The organism is Arthrobacter sp. E1SS-5, assembly GCF_057073715.1.
In genome coordinates this window covers 1,227,733-1,245,400 of record NZ_CP172703.1, presented here as the reverse complement: position 1 = coordinate 1,245,400, position 17,668 = coordinate 1,227,733, and the positions used below count along the sequence as shown (strand labels likewise).

Sequence of the window (17,668 nt, the reverse complement as noted above, 5' to 3'; positions counted from 1 at the left end):
GCCCGGTTGCAACCGAACCGTGACCGTGCGTCCTGAACGCACCGGGCCCCTGCAGCGGAACTATCCGACGCCCAGGTAGGCCTCCTTGACGGAAGGATCCTCCAGCAGCTCCTTCCCGGTGCCGCTGCGGGTGATCTCCCCGGTTTCCAGCACAAAGGCGCGATGTGCGCCTGCCAGGGCCTGGTTGGCGTTCTGCTCCACCATCAGCACCGTGGTGCCCTGGTTGTTGATTTCCTTGATGATCTTGAAAATCTGGCGGATGAACTGCGGTGCAAGCCCCATGGACGGCTCGTCCAGCAGCAGCAGCTTCGGGTTGGACATCAGGGCCCGTCCGATGGCCAGCATCTGCTGCTCACCGCCGGACATCGTGCCGCCGAACTGCTTCTCCCGCTCCTTCAGCCGGGGAAACAGGTCGAAGACGCGGTCCAGGTCCTTGGCAACGCCGCTTCTGTCCTTGCGTCCGAAGGTTCCCATGTCCAGGTTCTCCATCACGGTCATGCCCGGGAAGATGCCGCGCCCCTCCGGGGCCTGCGAAATCCCGTGGACCACCCGGATGTGGGCCTTCATCTTGGTGATGTCCTGCCCGGCGAAGGTGATCTTGCCTTCCGTGCAGTTCAGCAGCCCGGAAATGGTCCGCATGGTGGTGGTCTTGCCTGCGCCGTTGGCACCGATCAGCGCCACCACTTCACCTTCCTCTACGGTGAAGGAAATGTCCCGCAGTGCCTGGATGCGGCCATAGTGGACGGATACCCCCTCAAGTTCAAGCAACGTCATCTTCGGGCTCTCCTAGGTAGGCGGCAATAACGCGGGGATCCTCGCGGATCTCGCGCGGCAGTCCGTCCGCGATCTTCTTCCCAAACTCCAGCACCACAATCCGGTCCGTCACGCCCATCACCAGCTTCATGTCGTGCTCAATCAGCAGCACGGTGTAGCCCTCGTCCCTGATGGTGCGGATCAGTGCCATCAGCTCCTCTTTCTCAGCCGGGTTGAACCCTGCAGCAGGCTCGTCAAGGCAGAGCACCTTTGGGTCGGTGGCCAGTGCCCGTGCAATTTCGAGCCGGCGCTGGTAGCCGTACGGGAGTTGCCGGGACAGGACATGCGCATGGCTGCCGATGCCCACGAAGTCCAGCAGGGCCATGCCGCGTTCGATGGCCGACTTTTCCTCCCGGGTGTGGGTGGGAAGGCGCAGCAGTGCTCCACCGACGCTGGTGCGGTGCCGCGCGTCCAGGCCCACCACCACGTTCTCCAAGGCGGTCATTTCGCCGAACAGGCGGATGTTCTGGAACGTGCGCGACAGGCCCAGGCGGGTGATCTTGTGCTGCTTAATGCCGTTCAGGACCTGGCCCTCCAGTACCACTTTCCCGCTGGTGGGCTTGTAGACGCCGGTCATCGCGTTGAAGCAGGTGGTCTTGCCTGCGCCGTTGGGTCCAATGAGCCCCAGGATCTCGCCGCGCTTGATGTTGAAGCTGACGTTGTCCAGCGCCACGAGGCCACCGAACTTGATGGTCAGGTTCTGCACCTCGACGATGTTGTCGCCCACTTTGACCGCGATATCGCGGTCCGGAGCCACCTTTTCGGCCAGTTCCTGGTCCACCCCGGCCTCGGCCAGGGCATCCATGTCCAGTTCCGGCGCGACAGGGGCCGCGGGGCTTTCCTGGGATGCGGCGGCGGCCTCGTGTGCCGGCTGCTCTTCCACGCTGCTGGAGCCGCTGTGCCTTTCCTCGGAGCTCATGCCTCCGCTCCTCTCTGCCCGGCGGCGCGGGTATCAGGGCCCGCCGCCGGAGTGTCCGTGTCTTTGGGTTCCGTGGCGTCGCGGCTGGTGATCTTGTTCAAGGCCGTCCGGCCATAGGCGAGCAACCGCTGCCGGGCCGGGAGCAGTCCCTGGGAACGGAAGATCATGATCAGCACCAGCGCAATGCCGAAGATCAGGTATTTGTACTCGGCGATGGCCGTGAACCTGAGCGGGATATAGCTGACCAATGCTCCGCCAAGGATGGCCCCCACCTTGTTGCCCGCACCGCCGAGGACGACGGCGGCGAGGAACAGGATGGACGTGGTGACATCGAACTTCTGGTTGTTAACGAACCCCACCTGGCCGGCAAACAGCGCACCGGAAAGGCCACCGACGGCAGCACCGATGGCGAAGGCCCACACCTTGTATTTGAAGGTGGGAACACCCATGATTTCGGCTGCATCCTCATCCTCACGGATGGCGATCCAGGCGCGGCCCACACGGCTGCGTTCCAGGTTGCCCACCAGCAGGGTGACGATGATGATGATGGTCAGGGTCAGCCAGTACCAGGGCACACCGTTTGAGTTGGAGAAGATCGGCTGGCCGTCAGCCCCGTCGCCGGGCGGGTGGCCCACGTTCTGGAAGCCCACCTGGCCCTTCATGGCCGGGATGATGGTGGCCAGGATGCGGATGATCTCGCCGAAGCCGAGCGTCACGATGGCGAGATAGTCGCCCCTGAGCCGGAGGGTGGGCACGCCCAGCATGACGCCGAAGAACATGGTGACCGCCATGGCCACAGGGAGCGTCCACAGATACGGGATGTGCAGGTAGGGCGAATCCGGGCTGGTCAGCATGGCGGCAACGTACGAACCCACCGCGAAGAAGGCGACGTATCCCAGGTCCAGCAGGCCGGCGTACCCCACCACGATGTTCAGCCCGACCGCGATCAGCGCAAAGCGTGCCATGTCGAAGCAGGCCAGGGCGAAGTTGTTGCCCGGTTCGGTGGTGATGATGGGCGGATTGATCAGCGGGAGCAGGTAGGCCAGGACCACCACGACCACCAGGAATGCCCACTGCTGCTGGCGGGACAAGGCCTGCCACCGGTCAGAGAAGTAGCCGGACTTCCGTTTCCCCTGCTGCCGGAGCGCGCTCCTGCCCGGGGCTTTCGACGAGGCTTCGCGGTCCTCTGCAGCCTGTTCGGCAGCCGCTGTCCGCAGCGGCGTGGGGCCATCCGTCATACTCATGCTTTGCTCCTTCCAAGGGAGGTTCCCAGGATGCCTTCGGGCCGCAGCAGCAGCACGAGCACCAGCACCACGAACGCCACGACGTCGGTCCACTGAGAGTTGCCCAGCAGGATCTGGCCGTAGTTGCCGATCAAGCCAAGCAGCAGGCCGCCCAGCAGGGCGCCGCGGACGTTGCCGATGCCGCCGAGCACTGCGGCCGCAAAAGCCTTGATGCCAAGGACGAATCCGCCGCTGTACTGGACACCGGACGGAATCTTCATGACGTAGAACAAGGCGGCGGCTCCTGCGAGCAGGCCTCCGATGACGAAGGTGGTAATAATGATGCGCTCTTTGTTGACGCCCATCAATGTGGCGGTGTCAGGATCCTGCGCCACCGCACGGATGCCGCGGCCGGTGCGCGACTTGCTGATGAACCTGTCGATGCCCACCATCATGATCACCGCGGCAATGATGATCACCAGTTGCTGGGAGTCGATGATCGTGCCGAACACATCGAAGATCGGCGTGGGACGGAACATGGTCAAGGCAAGCTCAGGGCTGGGACCGCGCCACAGGTAGATCAGGTACTGGATGGTGAAGGAAGCGCCGATGGCAGTAATCAGGAAGACCAGGCGCGGCGCGTTCCGCTTGCGGAGCGGCTTATAGGCGATGCGTTCCAGCAGGAAGGCTGTTACTGCGGAGGCAAGCATGGCCAAAACCAGTGCCAGCAACAGGTTGAGGATGATGGCCCAGATATCCAGCCGGGGAACGGAAGGACCAAAGCCAAGGCTGCTAAGCGTGAAGAAGACTGCGTAGCAGCCAACGATGAACACTTCCGAGTGGGCGAAGTTGATCAGGTTGAGGACGCCGTAGACCAGGGTGTAACCCAGCGCTACGAGCGCGTAGATGGCTCCGAAGGTGAGGCCGTCAAAGGTGGCACTCCAGAAGTTCTCGGCCAGGGACGGTATGTCGAAGGTGATCCAGTCGTTTTCCGTCGGGAGTAGTGGGACAAGAGTGGAAAGCATGGGAACGTCCTGATCCAGTTGCACGCGGCCTTGTGGGCCCGGCCGTGGGACTTGTGTCTAGTGACCTGGGTTGGTCGTGGAATGCTGCCAAGCGAAGAAAAGGCTGTGGGGGCCGCATCTGCTGGCCCCCACAGCCGATTCCTGCTGGACTGCTACTCCCCGATGGGACCGACGGGGACGATCTTGCCGTTCTCCACCTTGTAGCCGTAGACGGTCGGGGCCTGGAGTTCACCCTTGGCGTCCCACTTGTAGTGCTTGCTCAGGCCGTCCTTGTCGTAGGCCTTGACCCAGGCCAGCAGGTCCGCGCGGCTTTGCTTGCCTGCGTCAATGCCGGACAGGAGGACAGTAGCGGCGTCGTAGCCTTCGATCGAGTACGTTCCGGGTTCTGCGCCCTTGGAGACGTCCTTGTAGGCCGTGGCGAAGTCGGTAATGAGCTCGCCGGGGATGCATGGGCAGGTGAAGTAGGCGTTGTTCGAGGCGTCGCCTGCCTGCTTGATGAACTGGTCGTCCTTGACGCCATCCGGTGCCACGAAGGTTCCGGTGAAGCCCTTGCCTACCAGCTGCTGGTCGAACGGTGCACCCTCGGCGTAGTAGCCGGCGTAGAACACGGCATCAGCCTTGGCGTTCATGATCTTGGAGATGACTGCCGAGAAGTCCTTCTGCCCGGTGGTCACCTTTTCCGTTCCGGCCAGCGCGCTGCCCAGGCCGGCGGAGGTGGAGGTGCCCAAACCGATGCCGTAGTCGGAGTCGTCCTGGACCAGGTAGACCTTCTTGGCGCCCAGCTTGCCGGTGAGGAACTTGGCCGCTGCCGGGCCCTGGACGGCGTCATTGCCGAGGCCCCGGAAGAAGGTGGTCCAGCCGTTCTCGGTAAGCGTGGGGTTGGTGGCCGAGGGCGTGATGTGGACCAGGCCCTTCTGCTCGAAGATGTTGCCCGTGGCCTTGGATTCACCCGAGAAGGGCAGGCCAACCACACCGACAATGTCCTGCTCGCTCACCAGCTGGGTGACAGGGCCGGTGGCCTTGTTGGGGTCACCTTCGGTGTCGAACTTCTTGAACTGGACCTGGCAGCCTGGGTTGGCTTTGTTGTGCTGGTCGATGGCCAGCTGGATGCCGTTGAAGATGTTGACGCCGAGCTGGGCGTTGGGACCGGTCTGCGCGCCTGCGTAGGCCAACGTGGTGGTTGCGGGGCAGGTGGCCTTGCCGTCACCGGCCGGTTTGACGGCACCGGAGGGGACATCCACTTTCGAAATGGCGGGGATATTCACCTTGCTGGACGAACCGGAGCTTTCGGTGGTGCCGGGGCCCGCCTGGTTGGCACAGGCCGACAGCAGCATGCTGAATGTGGCTGCTGCTGCCAACGAGGTGAGGACTTTCTTTCGGTACATTTGTCTGCCTTCCGAAACAGGGCCATGCGATGCGCGAACGGATCAATGGAGCGCCGAGGCGCCCAAAATTGGACCAGGTATTCCTGATTTAGGTTCAAGCTAATGCATAGACAGCAGCGAAGCTAAGTGACTGAGGTCACAGCCTTATAACAGTCGTTGCCTATGCGGAATTAAACGCAGGAAGCCGCCTGCAATTGCAGGCGGCTTCCTGATGGCCGGCGCTGATCGTGGCGGGCCTGGCAGTTGTACCCCAGGTGGGACTCGAACCCACAACACGCGGATTTTAAGTCCGCTGCCTCTGCCAATTGGGCTACTGGGGCGCCGGGTCAATGGTACGGCAACCTGCCACGGGTGCCTTGGCAGGAAACGCCGACGGCGGCCGGCCCCGGGAAGGGACGGCCGCCGTCGTACGCGTGAAGCGTGGTGGAACAGACGCGCTACTTCGCGTTGGCCGCCACGGTCTCCTTGGGAGCTGCGGCAGCGGTTGAACCGGAACCGGCAGGCACGGCTGCCGGAGCAGCTGCAGGCTTCGGGGCCGGGGTTGCTGCCGAGACAAAGGCGCCGCGGGGGTTGTCCAGGTCCATCAGCTGGGTGGTGTCGCGGCCGGCGAAGAAGCCGATGATCCAGTTGAGGATGACGCGGAACTTGCGCTCAAACGTGGGCATGGCCATGCCGTGGTAGCCGCGGTGGGCCAGCCAGGCCGGTGCTCCCTTGAGACCGATGCGGCCCAGGAGGTTGATGTTGGCGACGCCCTTCCACTCGCCGAAGCCGGCCACGGCACCAAGGTTCTTGTGCTTGTAGTCGGTCAGCGGCTTGTCCCAGCGCGAAGCCCACAGGTTCTTGGCGAGGCGCTTGGCCTGGCGCAGGGCGTGCTGGGCGTTGGGAACGCAGGTGCCGTCCGGCAGGCCCTTGCCGGTGAGGTCCGGAACAGCGGCGATGTCGCCGGCTGCCCAGGCGTTCTCCACGATGCCTTCGTCGCCGGAGATGCGCAGGTCCGGCAGGACGCGGACGCGGCCCCGGGGCTCGAGCGGGAAATCGGTGGAGCGGACCATGGGGTTGGCCTGCACGCCGGCGGTCCATACCAGGGTGTCCGCCTCGAATTCCTGGGCGGGGGTCTTGTCCGGAAGGTTGATGAGCTTGAGGGTGCCCTCGGCGCTGTCCAGGGAGGTGTTGAGGAGGACCTCGATGCCGCGGCTGCGCAGGTGTTCCACCACCCAGTCGGCCTGCTGTGCGGTGACCTCGGGCATGATGCGGCCCATGGCCTCGACCAGGACGAAGCGCACTTCCTCCTGCTTGATGCGCGGGTTGTTGCGCACTGCGGCGCGGGCGAGGTCTTCCATCTCGGTGATGCACTCGATGCCGGCGAAGCCGCCGCCGACCACCACGAAGGTGAGGGCGCGGGCGCGTGCGGCAGGGTCCGTCATGGTGGAGGCAACCTCGATGCGCTCGAGCAGCTTGTTGCGCAGCGCAACGGCTTCCTCGATGGTCTTCAGGCCAATGCCCTTGTCCGCCAGGCCCTTGATGGGGAACGTGCGGGTGATGGCGCCGGCCGCGAGCACGACGTCGAAGTAGGGAACCTCAAAGTTTTCGCCGCCGTCGGCGGGAGCCACCACAGCTTTGCGGTTGACGTGGTCGATCGAGGTGACGCGCCCCTGGATCAGTTCCGTCTGCTTGAGGTGCTGGCGGTGGGATACCACCGCGTGGCGGGCTTCAATGTTGCCGCCGGCAACCTCCGGAAGGAAGGGCTGGTAGGTCATGTAGGGCAGGGGATCAACGACGGTGACGATGCCACCGGCATTCGCGATCTTCTTCTGCAGTTTCAGTGCTACGTACAGGCCGACGTACCCGCCGCCGACGACGAGTACCCTGGGACGGTCCTGGAGCTGTGGGGTGGTTGCCATAGTTTAAGGATAGCGCAGTTTGTGAAAATCTTCACTAACTTCGGCGATGGTCTGTAACGTTGGAATTTTTGGCTGGATGCACCTTGTCCAGCACCCCTGTGTCGGGTTCTTCTGCGGTAAGGGCAGGGTTGCGGGCGGCCCTGCGAAGCTGGACGGCGGCTGCCGCGATGATCACAACAAACAGGACGGCAAAGCCGATCACGACGGCGGCGCCAATGGCACTGTCCCGGGGGGACGGCGCCTTGGCAGCGGGAACGGTTGCCTCGGGCAGCGTGGGTGCGGCGCTGGGCACCTGGGTGGCGGTTGGCAGTGGGGTTGCGGGAGCAGCGTTTCCCCGCCTGTGGACGCGGATCCACTCGGCGATGGTGCCCAGCGGGTTGACCGACACCTGCGGAACATCGGCCTTGAGTGCTGCCTCGGCGTTGAGGATGCCGTAGCCGTACAGCGGGTCCTTGCCCGGGGCTCCTGCGTCCTTGGCCGTGGTGATGATCCTGTTAATGACCTGTTCAGCACTCATATCCGGCCACTTGGACCGGATCAGGGCGGCCACGCCGGCGACGATTGGGGTGGAGCCGGAGGTTCCGGCCCACTCCGCGTAGCCGCCACCGGGCAGGCCGCCCAGGAGGTTCTCGGCGGGCGCGGCCACACCGATGCTGATCCCCTGCGACGAAGCGTCAACGCTGGCAACGTTCTTCCGGTCCAGACCGGCGACGGTCAGGACGCCCGGGATGGTGGCGGGGGCGCCCACCTGGGTGTTGCCGCCCACCCGGTTGCCGGCCGCGGCAACGATGACCACGTCCTTCTGTTCCGCGTACAGGAAGGCGGCGTCCCAGCTTTGCGGCCACTGCGGGGTGGTGCTGCCCAGCGAAATGTTGATCACCTTGGCGCCGTTGTCCACGGCCCACCGGACGGCCTCGGGAATCTGGTCCTGGTCGCTCTTGCCCGAGGGGTTGGGCGAGCCCAGCCAGGTGGAGACCGAAAGGAGCTGTGCTTCCGGCGCCACACCCATGATGCCGTCGGGCGGTGTACCCGGCGGTCCCGGGCTGGGGCTTGGGCTGGCCGGCTGGTGGCCCCGGCCGGCAAGCATCGTGGCCACCAGGGTGCCGTGTTCGGGCTTGGAGCCCACGCTCTTTTGGCCGTCGGGCTGGCCTGAGCCGGATGCATCGTAACCGCCAACGACGGCGCCTTTAAGGTCCGGGTGCTGGGCATCGATGCCGCTGTCGATGACGGCTACCTTGACGCCTGCGCCCTTTGACACTTCCCAGGCCTTGGTGATGCCGGAATCTGCCAGCCAGTACTCCTTGTCGCGCCACTCATCGGCCCGGGCGGAGGGTGCAGTGAAGAGACCGGCGCAAAGGCAGCACGCAGCCAGGAGGACGGACATCAGGGCCGCCGCCGCCCGCGGCAAAAAGCGGAGGGAAGCTGTTGTGGAATACATGGGCCTACCCGATGCTCAGTGCGATGCCGTCGAGGATGTCGTGCTCGCTGGCCGTGGCTGCGGTAATCCTCCCGCCGGTCAGCTCCCCCATCCGTTCCAGGATCCGGCGCCACACCAGTCCCCCGGCGCCGATGACATCGACCCGCCCTGGGTGCATGTACGGCAGGGCCGAGCGTTCGTCCCGGGTCATGGTCAAGAGGTCAGTGGCGGCGGCGCGGACCTCAGCGACAGGCAGTTCCGCGCCGTGGATGGCGTCCGGCGAATATTCCGGCAGGCGCAGCGCGTGGGCGGTGATAGTGGTGACGGACCCGGCAACACCGACGACGGCGGTGGCGCGTTCCAGCGGCACGTCGCTTCCGGCGCGGGCCATGGCGGCGTCAACGTCGGCTTCCGCGGCCGCAATCTGCGCAGGGGTGGGTGGATCGTCGTGAAGGTGCCGTTCGGTGAGGCGGACGCAGCCAATATCCACGGACTTTGCCGCGGTTACGCCGTCAACTGTGCCGAGGACGAACTCGGTACTTCCCCCGCCGAGATCCACCACCAGCACCTGGTGGCCGTCCAGGATGGGCAGGACGCTGCTGGCCCCGGCAAAAGACAGCGCCGCCTCCTCGTCCCCGGAGATGACTTCCGGTTCCACGCCCAGCAGGTCCCGGATCCCGTCCACGAAGACGTCCCGGTTGCGTGCGTCGCGGCTGGCAGAGGTAGCGACGAAGCGGATCCGCTCTGCGCCGTGTTCCTTGATCAGGCGCGCATAGTCGGCGGTTGCGGCGAAGGTCCGTTCCAGTGCCTCGGGTGCCAGCTCGCCGCTGGCGTCCACGCCCTGGCCCAGCCGGACCACGCGCATCTCGCGGACCACGTCGGTGAGGCCTGCGCTGCCGTTGCCGCGGTGGATGTCCGCGATCAGGAGCCGGATGGAGTTGGTGCCGCAGTCAATGGCGGCTACGCGGGTCATTCGGCGGCCCCTGCAGTGCCGGCGGACTTCCGCACGGGCGCAGGGCGGCCAACGATTTCCGGCAGGCCCTGGGGTCCGTGGCGGCTGAGGTCCCGGGACGGTGCCTCGCCCGTGGTGTCCCAGGCGCCGTCGCAGTAGCACTTGTCCGCCGTCCACCACTCGCTGATCATTCCGATCGCCTGGTCGCCGAGGGGGTTGACGCCGGTGCCCGCTGCCAGGGAGTGGCCCACCAGGACGTGCAGACACTTGACGCGGGTGGGCATCCCGCCGGCGGAGACGCCGTCGATCTCGGGAACCGGGCCGATGCCCGAACGGTGTCCGATGGCTTCGCGGGCGGCAAGGTATTCCTCATGGGCTGCCCGGTAGGCAGCAGCCAGGCCATCGTCAGAGGCCAGCTGTTCGTTCATGGTGTTCATGACCCCTGCCGCCTCAAGCCTGGAAACCGCGGACGTAATCACCGGGTGCGTCAGATAGAAGGTGGTGGGGAACGGAGTGCCGTTGCTGAGGCGGGGTGCGGTGGCCGCCACCAGGGGGTTGCCGCAGATGCAGCGTGCCGGAATTTCCACGACGTCGCGGACGGGACGTCCCAGCTGCCTGCTCAGTACTTCAAGGTCGTGTGCTGTCGGTTGGCGGGATTCGTCCCGGGCGGCTGCCGTGTTGTGTTCCACTGTCGCGGGCCGTCCTTCCTTGTGCGGTTCAGTCTGTGGCCGCGCGCCGGATGGACTCCCACAGGGAATCCACCCACGGCAGATCGGCGGGGTCTTGTGCTGCTGCGCCGGTGGGGCTACTGCTTTCTCCGGCCGGCTCATCGCTGCCAAAAACCCAGTAGCCGGTTTCGCCCGGCATAACCATGTTAATGCGGTCGCGGGCCTGCTGCTTGACGTAGTTGGGGTCCTGCCAGCGCGAAACCTGCTGGCGGAGGGCGTCGCCTTCGGCCTGGCGGGCTGCGATATCGGCGTGCAGCGCGTCGATTTCGGCCTTCTTGTCGAAGAAGATCTTCACCGTGGGTGCGAGCATGATGGTGATGGCAATCATCACCACGGCCAGCGCGAGCATGCGCCCGGAGAACGCCTTGGCGGGGACGGGGTGCTGCTGCCCGTCTTCGCTGGCCCGGGTGTCCTTGCTGTCCGTGGAACTGCTGCCCTTGCGTGCGGCGGCGGGCTTGGATTTGGCGGAATCCCCCGCCCTTCCGGCGCCGGACTGGCCGGAAGCTCCTTGCCCATGGTTACCCTTTGGCCGTGCCGTGTCCGTGGCGGCCGTTCCCTTGGCCGGCCGGAAATCCGCCCGTATGACGTCGGCACCGCCGGAGGGACCGTCGTCGGCCGTTTCCTTGGCTGGACGGGTGGGGGCGACCTTGGGAACTTTGGGGCGGCGGGTAGCCATGACACTCCTGAAACGCAGCCTGCCGGGGCCGCCACTATCTGTGCTGGACAACACTTCTGGGACAACTGCTGCTGGAAACAACAGCGGTGGCTATGGTCTTTCAACCATAGCCACCGCGGAAGGGTTTGGGCGGTTACTAGCCCTTGAAACGCGGGAAGGCGCTGCGTCCGGCGTAGCGTGCGGCGTCGTCCAGTTCCTCTTCGATGCGCAGCAGCTGGTTGTACTTGGCAACGCGCTCGGAGCGGGCAGGGGCGCCGGTCTTGATCTGGCCGGCGTTGGTGGCCACCGCAATGTCGGCGATGGTGGTGTCCTCGGTTTCGCCGGAGCGGTGCGAGGTGATGGTGGTGTAACCGGCGCGCTGTGCGAGGCTGACCGCATCCAGGGTCTCGGTCAGCGAGCCGATCTGGTTGACCTTGACCAGCAGGGAGTTGGCGGTCTTGGTGTCGATGCCGCGCTGCAGGATGGCGGGGTTGGTGACGAACAGGTCGTCGCCCACCAGCTGGACCTTGTCGCCGATGGTGTCGGTGAGGGTCTTCCAGCCTTCCCAGTCGTTCTCGTCCAGCGGGTCCTCGATGGAGACCAGCGGGTAGGCGTCCACGAGCTCGGCGTAGTAGGCGCTCATCTCGGTGGCGGACAGGGCCTTGCCTTCGAACTGGTAGGCACCGTCCTTGTAGAACTCGGAGGAGGCGACATCCAGGGCCAGGGCGATGTCCTTGCCCGGGGTGTAGCCGGCGTTCTTGATGGCTTCCTGGATCAGGTCCAGGGCGGCGCGGTTGGACGGCAGGTTGGGGGCGAAGCCGCCCTCGTCGCCGAGGCCGGTGGAGAGGCCCTTCTCCTTCAGGACGGACTTGAGGTTGTGGTAGACCTCCACGCCCCAGCGCAGGCCCTCGGAGAAGGTTTCGGCGCCGATGGGGGCGATCATGAATTCCTGGATGTCGACGTCGGAGTCGGCGTGGGAGCCACCGTTGAGGATGTTCATCAGCGGCACGGGCAGGACGTGCGCGTTGGGGCCGCCCAGGTACTTGTAGAGCGGCAGGTCAGCGGAGGCTGCGGCTGCGTTGGCGACTGCCAGGGAGACGCCCAGGATGGCGTTCGCGCCCAGCTTGCCCTTGTTGGGGGTGCCGTCCAGGTCCAGCATGGCCTGGTCGATGCTGCGCTGGTCCGTGGCGTCGAAGCCGGTCAGGGCGGGGGCAATCTGGTCGATCACAGCGTCGACGGCCTTCTGCACGCCCTTGCCCAGGTAGCGGCCCTTGTCGCCGTCGCGCAGTTCGACAGCCTCGTGCTCACCGGTGGAGGCACCGGAGGGAACCGCCGCGCGGCCGATCTGGCCGTCGGACAGCAGGACTTCAACTTCTACGGTGGGGTTGCCGCGGGAATCGAGGATCTCGCGGGCGTGGATGGCATCGATAAGCGCCATGAATTTGCTCCTTATGGGCGATTAACGGGGGGAATCAGGCAGAAAACTCGACGTACTCGTCACCGACTAGCGTAGTCGAGAGTGCTCCGGGTTACTCAAACCGGTCACGGGCCGGACGTCATGATGGCGCGTGGTCACTTTGGTCCCCCTGGCCACGCTGGTAGCGGCGGACGGCGGCCCGCAGGGCACGTTCGGCGTCCATGCCGTTGTCCCGGGCGGAGCGCACGACGGCGAGCAGCAGGGTTCCGAGCTCGTCCTCGCTTTCGGGGATTGGCGCCCCCGCCGGCAGCTCCAGGCCGGCACGGGCAGCGCGGTCCAGCGACTTTTGCGCTTTGGCAAGCGCAGGGAGGGCCTCCGGAATTCCTTCGAAGGCTCCGCGGCGCTCGGGGCGTTCGGCCCGCTTGACCGCATCCCACTTCTGCTCGATCTCCGCCACGGTGGCGGGAAAGCTGTCCTGCAGGGACCCGTCCGGCCTGAAGACGTGCGGGTTGCGGCGGACCATCTTGGCACCCAGGCCGCGCGCCACGTCGTCGAACGTGAACGCGCCGCGCTCCTCTGCCAAACGGGCGTGGAGCACTACCTGGAGCAGGACGTCACCCAGCTCGCCCTGAAGCTCGGCGTCCGGGTGGCCCTCCTCGATGGTTTCGGCCACCTCATAGGCCTCCTCAAGGAGGTACTCCACCAGCGATGCGTGGGTCAGTGCGCCCATCCAGGGACAGTGCTGGCGCAACTGCGCCAGCACTGTGACCAGGCGTTCAATGGGTGTTTGGTCAGCCAAGGTTGGCGTAGGCGTCGTTGATGTATTCCACCAGCGCTTCCTTTTCCTCCAGCGGCAGGAAGGACGCCTCGGCGGCGTTGAGGGTGAGCTCGAGCAGGTCGTCGAGGTCGTAGTCGAAGGTTTCCACCAGCAGGTTGAACTCGTCCGTCAGGGTGACACCGCTCATCAGGCGGTTGTCGGTGTTGATGGTGACGTTGAAGCCCAGCTGGTAGAGCATGTCCAGCGGGTGGCTTTCGATCCCTTCGCCGAATTCAGCGATCGCGCCGGTCTGGAGGTTGGAGGAGGGGCAGATTTCCAGGGCGATGCCGCGGTCACGGACCCAGCTGGAGAGATCGCCAAGGGTGACCAGGCCAACGGTGTCCCCCGCTTCCTCGTCGTCGTCGAACTCCACCATGATGTCCTCGGCGATGCGGACGCCGTGGCCCAGCCGCAGGGCGCGGCCGTCCACCAGGGCCGACTGGATGCTCTCCAGCCCGGCTGCTTCACCGGCGTGCACGGTGGCGGGGAAATTGTGCTGGGCAAGGTACGTGAAAGCGTCCTTGAAGCGGCTGGGCAGGAAGCCGTCCTCGGCGCCGGCGATGTCAAAGCCCACGGCGCCCTTGTTGCGGTGGCGGATGGCCAGTTCGGCGATCTCCTGGCCGCGGTCGGCGTGGCGCATGGCGGTGATCAGCTGGCCCACCTGGATCTCGCGGCCGGTCTCGGACACGGCCTCGACACCGGCCTCCAGTCCTTCCTGCACAGCTTCGACGACTTCATCCAGGCTGAGCCCCTTCTGGAGGTGCTGCTCAGGTGCCCACCTGACTTCGCCGTACACCACGCCGTCGTCTGCGAGGTCCTCCACGAATTCCTTCGCCACCCGGAACAGGCCGTCATAGGTCTGCATGACGGCTACCGTGTGGTCGAACGTCTCCAGGTAGCGGACCAGTGAGCCGGAGTCTGCTGATTCGCGGAACCACTGCCCCAGTGCCACCGGATCCGTTGAAGGCAGCGTGTGGCCAACGGCTTCTGCCAGCTCGATGATGGTGGCCGGGCGGAGTCCTCCGTCCAAGTGGTCGTGCAGGGAAACCTTGGGCAGGCTCTTCAGGTCAAAATCGATGGCAGGGGCGGCGTCAACAATGGGCTCAGTCACGTTCCCACCTTAGGGTGGGGCGGAGTTCAAAGCCAGCCGTCCAAAGCCGGCTGCTACTTGGCGGCGGGGCCCGCCTCTGCCGACGGCACCACGAAGGCCTGCGTGCCGGGCCGGCCCTCGTGGCCGGAGCCGGAGGATCCTTCGCTCCAGCCGTCCGCGTCCGGCGTATCGTCACGTCCCAGCCGTTTGTGCCACCAGCGCAGCAGGTGGTCGATGACGACGCCCAGGACGATGGCGAACACGACTGCGATGCCCGCGCTGAGCAGCGGGTTGTGGTGAAGCCACGGGAAGGAGCTGGCCAGCAGGCCGATGCCGAGGGAGTAGCCCACCCAGGTAAGGCAGGCGAAGGCGTCGAACACAAAGAACCTGCGGTGCGAGAAACCTGTGCTGCCGGCGACGTAGTTGACGGCCACCCGGCCCCAGGGGATGTAGCGGGCAGTGAAGATCAGCACAGCCCCGCGCTTTTCAAGCTCATAGCGGGCCCATGCGAAAACTTTCCGGACCTTGGGCTTGCGCATCCACCCCCACCGGTCCAGGCCGATCCTGCGGCCGAGCATGTAGGCCATGTTGTCCCCGGCGATGGCGCCGACCAGCGCCGTGACACCCAGGATCCAGAGGTTGGGTTCGCCGCTGTGCCGGGAGAACGCAGCAAGAGCGACGATGAGGGTCTCGCTGGGGACCACCATGGCGAAGCCGTCCACGAAGAAGAACACCAGCAGGACGGGGTAGATCCACCACTGGCCCGCTGCATGGAGCACGGCCTCATTAATAAACTCCACGCGGTGTTGCTCCTGTATGAAAAATGACACAGCCAATGTGCCGCAGCCAAAGCGGAAATCGTTCCTAAGTGTCCCACGCGCCGGGGCCTGTCCGCTACGCCCCAATGCCCGGAATTACCCCTTAAACGCGCCGGTCAGGCCCCGGGTTCCCGGATCCGTTCCACCACGTTGGGTTTGCCGCGGAATTTGTTGATCACCAGGTCCACCACAATGCCCAGCGCCACGGCGCAGACGATGGCGATTGCGGCACCCAGGAGGTGGTTGTCCTCAAACCACTGGCCGAAGAACAGTCCGATCGCCACCGAGTAGGTGGCCCACAGGCTGGCGGAAAGGACGGTCAGCCCCACGAACCGCAGATGGGGATAGTGGGTGACCCCGGCGGTGAGGTTGACGGCAACCCTGCCGATCGGGACGAAGCGCGCCACCAGGATCAGCGACGCCGGCCGCTTCCGCAGCTCACGGCCTGCCCAACGGAAAGCGGCCTGCATGCGCGGGCCGCGCATCCACGCCCATCGTGTGGTGCCCACACGGCGTCCCAGGAGGTAGGCGACGTTGTCCCCGGAGAAGGCCCCGGCTGCAGCCACCACGGCCAGGAGCAGCGGGTTGGGAACCTCTGCGGTGGCCGCTACCGCCGCGAGGCCCACCACCACGGACTCGCTGGGGACTGGCGGAAAAAAGCCGTCAATGATGCAGCAGGCCAGCACGAGGACCAGCACCCATGGCTGTCCTGCGGCGGCGAGGATGAAGTCATTGATGGCCTGCATGGGTCCCTACGCTATGCGGTCGATGATGAGCTGCTGGGCAGGCCGTGAACCTTCCGGAGCGATAACCACGGCGTGTTCCAGTGCCTCGCGTGCACGGGCGAACCGCTCCGGAGTATCGGTGAGCAGCGTCATCAGCGGCTCCCCTGCGCGGACTGTGGCACCCGGCTTGGCGTGCATGCGCACTCCCGCCCCGGCCTGCACCGGGTCCTCCTTCCGTGCGCGGCCGGCACCCAGGCGCCACGCGGCTACGCCAACGGCGAGCGCGTCCAGTTCCACCAGCACCCCATCGGCAGGGGCATACACAACTTCGGATTCCCTGGCCACCGGCAGGGATGCCCGCGGGTCGCCGCCCTGGGCCGAGATCATCCGGTTCCAGACGTCCATGGCCCTGCCGTCCTTCAGGGCGGTTGCGGGATCGGCGTCGTGCACTCCCGCTGCGGAGAGCATTTCTTCGGCGAGCCGCACTGTCAGCTCCACCACGTCATCAGGACCGCCGCCGGCCAGGACCTCCAGCGATTCCTCCACTTCGATGGCGTTGCCGGCAGTGAGGCCAAGCGGGGTGTCCATGTTGGTCAGCAGCGCAACGGTGTTGACTCCGGCGTCCTTGCCGAGAGCCACCATGGTTTCGGCGAGTTCGCGGGCCTTTGCTTCGTCCTTCATGAACGCGCCGCTGCCCACCTTGACGTCCAGGACCAGCGAACCGGTGCCCTCGGCGATCTTCTTGCTCATGATCGATGACGCGATCAGCGGGATGGCCTCCACCGTGCCGGTGACATCCCGCAGCGCGTACAGCTTCTTGTCCGCGGGGGCCAGGCCCGCACCGGCGGCACAAATCACCGCGCCCACATCCTGGAGCTGGGCAAGGATCTCATCGTTGCTGAGGTTGGCCCGCCAGCCGGGGATCGATTCCAACTTGTCCAGAGTGCCCCCGGTGTGGCCCAGGCCCCGTCCGGACAGCTGCGGCACTGCGACGCCGAACACCGCCACCAGCGGGGCCAGCGGCAGGGTGATCTTGTCCCCCACCCCACCCGTGGAGTGCTTGTCCGTGGTGTACTTCAGGCCGCCGTCGGGACGCCGGAGGCTGGAGAAATCCATCCGCTCACCGGAGGCGATCATGGCCGCCGTCCAGCGGGCAATTTCGGCCCGGTCCATGCCGTTGAGCAGGATGGCCATGTTCAGGGCCGCCATCTGCTCGTCAGCAATGGCCCCGCGGGTGTAGGCGTCGATGGTCCAGTCGATCTGCTCGGGGCTCAGCGTCCCCTTGTCCCGCTTGGTGCGGATGATGTCGACGGCGTCGAACGCTTCGGCGGTGCTGTTCGGTGTTCGGTTCTCGGTCACCGGGTCTCCTCCAGGTGTTCTGGACCAAAAGCGTCGGGCAGCACCTGGTCCATGGTTTTGATGCCTTGGGTAGTCATAAGCTGCATGTCCGGGGCACGGAATTCGTACAGCAGCTGGCGGCACCGGCCACAGGGCATAAGGACGTTTCCCTCCCCGTCCACGCAATAGAACGCCCGCAGCAGGCCGCCGCCGGTCATCTGCAGGTTCCCCACCAGGGCACATTCGGCGCAGAGGGTGAGCCCGTAGCTGGCGTTCTCCACGTTGCAGCCACTGACGATCCTGCCGTCCCCGGTGAGCGCCGCAGCGCCTACCGGGAACTTCGAGTACGGGGCGTAGGCATTCTTCATGGCGGCGACTGCCGCTGCCTCCAGGGCTGCCCAGTCCACAGCCTGTGCGTTGTTGTCCAGCTGTGCATTTTCCATAG

At 65.6% G+C, this 17,668-nt stretch carries 17 protein-coding genes and 1 tRNA gene; all 18 read right to left on the bottom strand.

The window, feature by feature from the left end:
- Nucleotides 1-60: 60 nt before the first annotated feature.
- The 18 genes from ACIGJD_RS05860 to ACIGJD_RS05775 all read right to left on the bottom strand — a co-directional run bounded on the left by ACIGJD_RS05860 (nt 61) and on the right by ACIGJD_RS05775 (nt 17,666).
- Nucleotides 61-774 (bottom strand): ABC transporter ATP-binding protein, encoded by a 714-nt coding sequence (locus ACIGJD_RS05860; RefSeq protein ID WP_142130685.1) that lies wholly within the window; start codon nt 772-774, stop codon nt 61-63.
- Nucleotides 761-1,732 (bottom strand): ABC transporter ATP-binding protein, encoded by a 972-nt coding sequence (locus ACIGJD_RS05855; protein ID WP_483688710.1) that lies wholly within the window; start codon nt 1,730-1,732, stop codon nt 761-763. Before ACIGJD_RS05855 ends, ACIGJD_RS05860 begins: the two co-directional genes overlap by 14 nt.
- On the bottom strand, nt 1,729-2,976 hold the full coding sequence (locus tag ACIGJD_RS05850) for a branched-chain amino acid ABC transporter permease (RefSeq protein ID WP_483688709.1): 1,248 nt from the start codon (nt 2,974-2,976) through the stop codon (nt 1,729-1,731). The genes ACIGJD_RS05855 and ACIGJD_RS05850 overlap by 4 nt, the downstream gene beginning before the upstream one ends.
- A complete protein-coding gene (locus ACIGJD_RS05845; protein WP_142130688.1) occupies nt 2,973-3,980 on the bottom strand; it encodes a branched-chain amino acid ABC transporter permease in 1,008 nt (335 codons plus the stop codon). The genes ACIGJD_RS05850 and ACIGJD_RS05845 overlap by 4 nt, the downstream gene beginning before the upstream one ends.
- A 152-nt stretch (nt 3,981-4,132) precedes the next feature.
- On the bottom strand, nt 4,133-5,365 hold the full coding sequence (locus tag ACIGJD_RS05840; protein ID WP_142130689.1) for a branched-chain amino acid ABC transporter substrate-binding protein: 1,233 nt from the start codon (nt 5,363-5,365) through the stop codon (nt 4,133-4,135).
- Nucleotides 5,366-5,611: 246 nt separating this feature from the next.
- Nucleotides 5,612-5,685: transfer RNA gene (locus tag ACIGJD_RS05835), tRNA-Leu, on the bottom strand.
- A gap of 117 nt (nt 5,686-5,802) precedes the next feature.
- The gene (locus ACIGJD_RS05830) at nt 5,803-7,266 is read right to left on the bottom strand and encodes an NAD(P)/FAD-dependent oxidoreductase (protein WP_142130690.1); all 1,464 of its coding nucleotides are present in this window, start codon (nt 7,264-7,266) and stop codon (nt 5,803-5,805) included.
- 34 nt (nt 7,267-7,300) lie between these two features.
- Entirely contained in the window at nt 7,301-8,704 is a 1,404-nt protein-coding gene (locus tag ACIGJD_RS05825; protein WP_483688708.1) for a S8 family serine peptidase, read from the bottom strand.
- A 4-nt stretch (nt 8,705-8,708) separates the two neighbouring features.
- A complete protein-coding gene (locus ACIGJD_RS05820) occupies nt 8,709-9,656 on the bottom strand; it encodes a Ppx/GppA phosphatase family protein (protein WP_483688707.1) in 948 nt (315 codons plus the stop codon).
- Nucleotides 9,653-10,324 carry a DUF501 domain-containing protein gene (locus ACIGJD_RS05815; RefSeq protein ID WP_483688706.1) on the bottom strand — a complete coding sequence of 224 codons (672 nt, stop codon included), beginning with the start codon at nt 10,322-10,324 and terminating at the stop codon, nt 9,653-9,655. The genes ACIGJD_RS05820 and ACIGJD_RS05815 overlap by 4 nt, the downstream gene beginning before the upstream one ends.
- Nucleotides 10,325-10,352: 28 nt before the next feature.
- The gene (locus ACIGJD_RS05810; RefSeq protein WP_483688705.1) at nt 10,353-11,039 is read right to left on the bottom strand and encodes an FtsB family cell division protein; all 687 of its coding nucleotides are present in this window, start codon (nt 11,037-11,039) and stop codon (nt 10,353-10,355) included.
- Nucleotides 11,040-11,175: 136 nt separating this feature from the next.
- Nucleotides 11,176-12,456, bottom strand: coding sequence for a phosphopyruvate hydratase (gene eno / locus ACIGJD_RS05805; RefSeq protein WP_142130695.1), 1,281 nt, complete (start codon nt 12,454-12,456; stop codon nt 11,176-11,178).
- Between the two features lie 118 nt (nt 12,457-12,574).
- Nucleotides 12,575-13,165: a MazG nucleotide pyrophosphohydrolase domain-containing protein gene (locus tag ACIGJD_RS05800; protein WP_483688704.1), complete on the bottom strand. Its 591-nt coding sequence runs from the start codon at nt 13,163-13,165 to the stop codon at nt 12,575-12,577.
- A gap of 61 nt (nt 13,166-13,226) precedes the next feature.
- The gene (locus tag ACIGJD_RS05795; RefSeq protein WP_142130696.1) at nt 13,227-14,363 is read right to left on the bottom strand and encodes an adenosine deaminase; all 1,137 of its coding nucleotides are present in this window, start codon (nt 14,361-14,363) and stop codon (nt 13,227-13,229) included.
- 53 nt (nt 14,364-14,416) lie between these two features.
- Entirely contained in the window at nt 14,417-15,142 is a 726-nt protein-coding gene (locus tag ACIGJD_RS05790) for a DedA family protein (protein WP_483688703.1), read from the bottom strand.
- Between the two features lie 134 nt (nt 15,143-15,276).
- A complete protein-coding gene (locus ACIGJD_RS05785; RefSeq protein WP_483688702.1) occupies nt 15,277-15,906 on the bottom strand; it encodes a DedA family protein in 630 nt (209 codons plus the stop codon).
- A gap of 6 nt (nt 15,907-15,912) precedes the next feature.
- Entirely contained in the window at nt 15,913-17,244 is a 1,332-nt protein-coding gene (locus ACIGJD_RS05780) for a thymidine phosphorylase (protein WP_483688701.1), read from the bottom strand.
- On the bottom strand, nt 17,241-17,666 hold the full coding sequence (locus ACIGJD_RS05775) for a cytidine deaminase (RefSeq protein ID WP_483688700.1): 426 nt from the start codon (nt 17,664-17,666) through the stop codon (nt 17,241-17,243). Before ACIGJD_RS05775 ends, ACIGJD_RS05780 begins: the two co-directional genes overlap by 4 nt.
- Nucleotides 17,667-17,668 lie beyond the last annotated feature (2 nt).

Bases quoted from the DNA above. Each gene is read 5' to 3' on its own strand.
- eno (WP_142130695.1), bottom strand. From the start codon at position 12,456: ATGGCGCTTATCGATGCCATCCACGCCCGCGAGATCCTCGATTCCCGC.
- ACIGJD_RS05775 (WP_483688700.1), bottom strand. From the start codon at position 17,666: ATGGAAAATGCACAGCTGGACAACAACGCACAGGCTGTGGACTGGGCA.
- ACIGJD_RS05850 (WP_483688709.1), bottom strand. From the start codon at position 2,976: ATGAGTATGACGGATGGCCCCACGCCGCTGCGGACAGCGGCTGCCGAA.
- ACIGJD_RS05830 (WP_142130690.1), bottom strand. From the start codon at position 7,266: ATGGCAACCACCCCACAGCTCCAGGACCGTCCCAGGGTACTCGTCGTC.
- ACIGJD_RS05810 (WP_483688705.1), bottom strand. From the start codon at position 11,039: ATGGCTACCCGCCGCCCCAAAGTTCCCAAGGTCGCCCCCACCCGTCCA.
- ACIGJD_RS05845 (WP_142130688.1), bottom strand. From the start codon at position 3,980: ATGCTTTCCACTCTTGTCCCACTACTCCCGACGGAAAACGACTGGATC.
- ACIGJD_RS05840 (WP_142130689.1), bottom strand. From the start codon at position 5,365: ATGTACCGAAAGAAAGTCCTCACCTCGTTGGCAGCAGCAGCCACATTC.
- ACIGJD_RS05825 (WP_483688708.1), bottom strand. From the start codon at position 8,704: ATGTATTCCACAACAGCTTCCCTCCGCTTTTTGCCGCGGGCGGCGGCG.
- ACIGJD_RS05800 (WP_483688704.1), bottom strand. From the start codon at position 13,165: ATGGGCGCACTGACCCACGCATCGCTGGTGGAGTACCTCCTTGAGGAG.
- ACIGJD_RS05855 (WP_483688710.1), bottom strand. From the start codon at position 1,732: ATGAGCTCCGAGGAAAGGCACAGCGGCTCCAGCAGCGTGGAAGAGCAG.
- ACIGJD_RS05785 (WP_483688702.1), bottom strand. From the start codon at position 15,906: ATGCAGGCCATCAATGACTTCATCCTCGCCGCCGCAGGACAGCCATGG.
- ACIGJD_RS05860 (WP_142130685.1), bottom strand. From the start codon at position 774: ATGACGTTGCTTGAACTTGAGGGGGTATCCGTCCACTATGGCCGCATC.
- ACIGJD_RS05820 (WP_483688707.1), bottom strand. From the start codon at position 9,656: ATGACCCGCGTAGCCGCCATTGACTGCGGCACCAACTCCATCCGGCTC.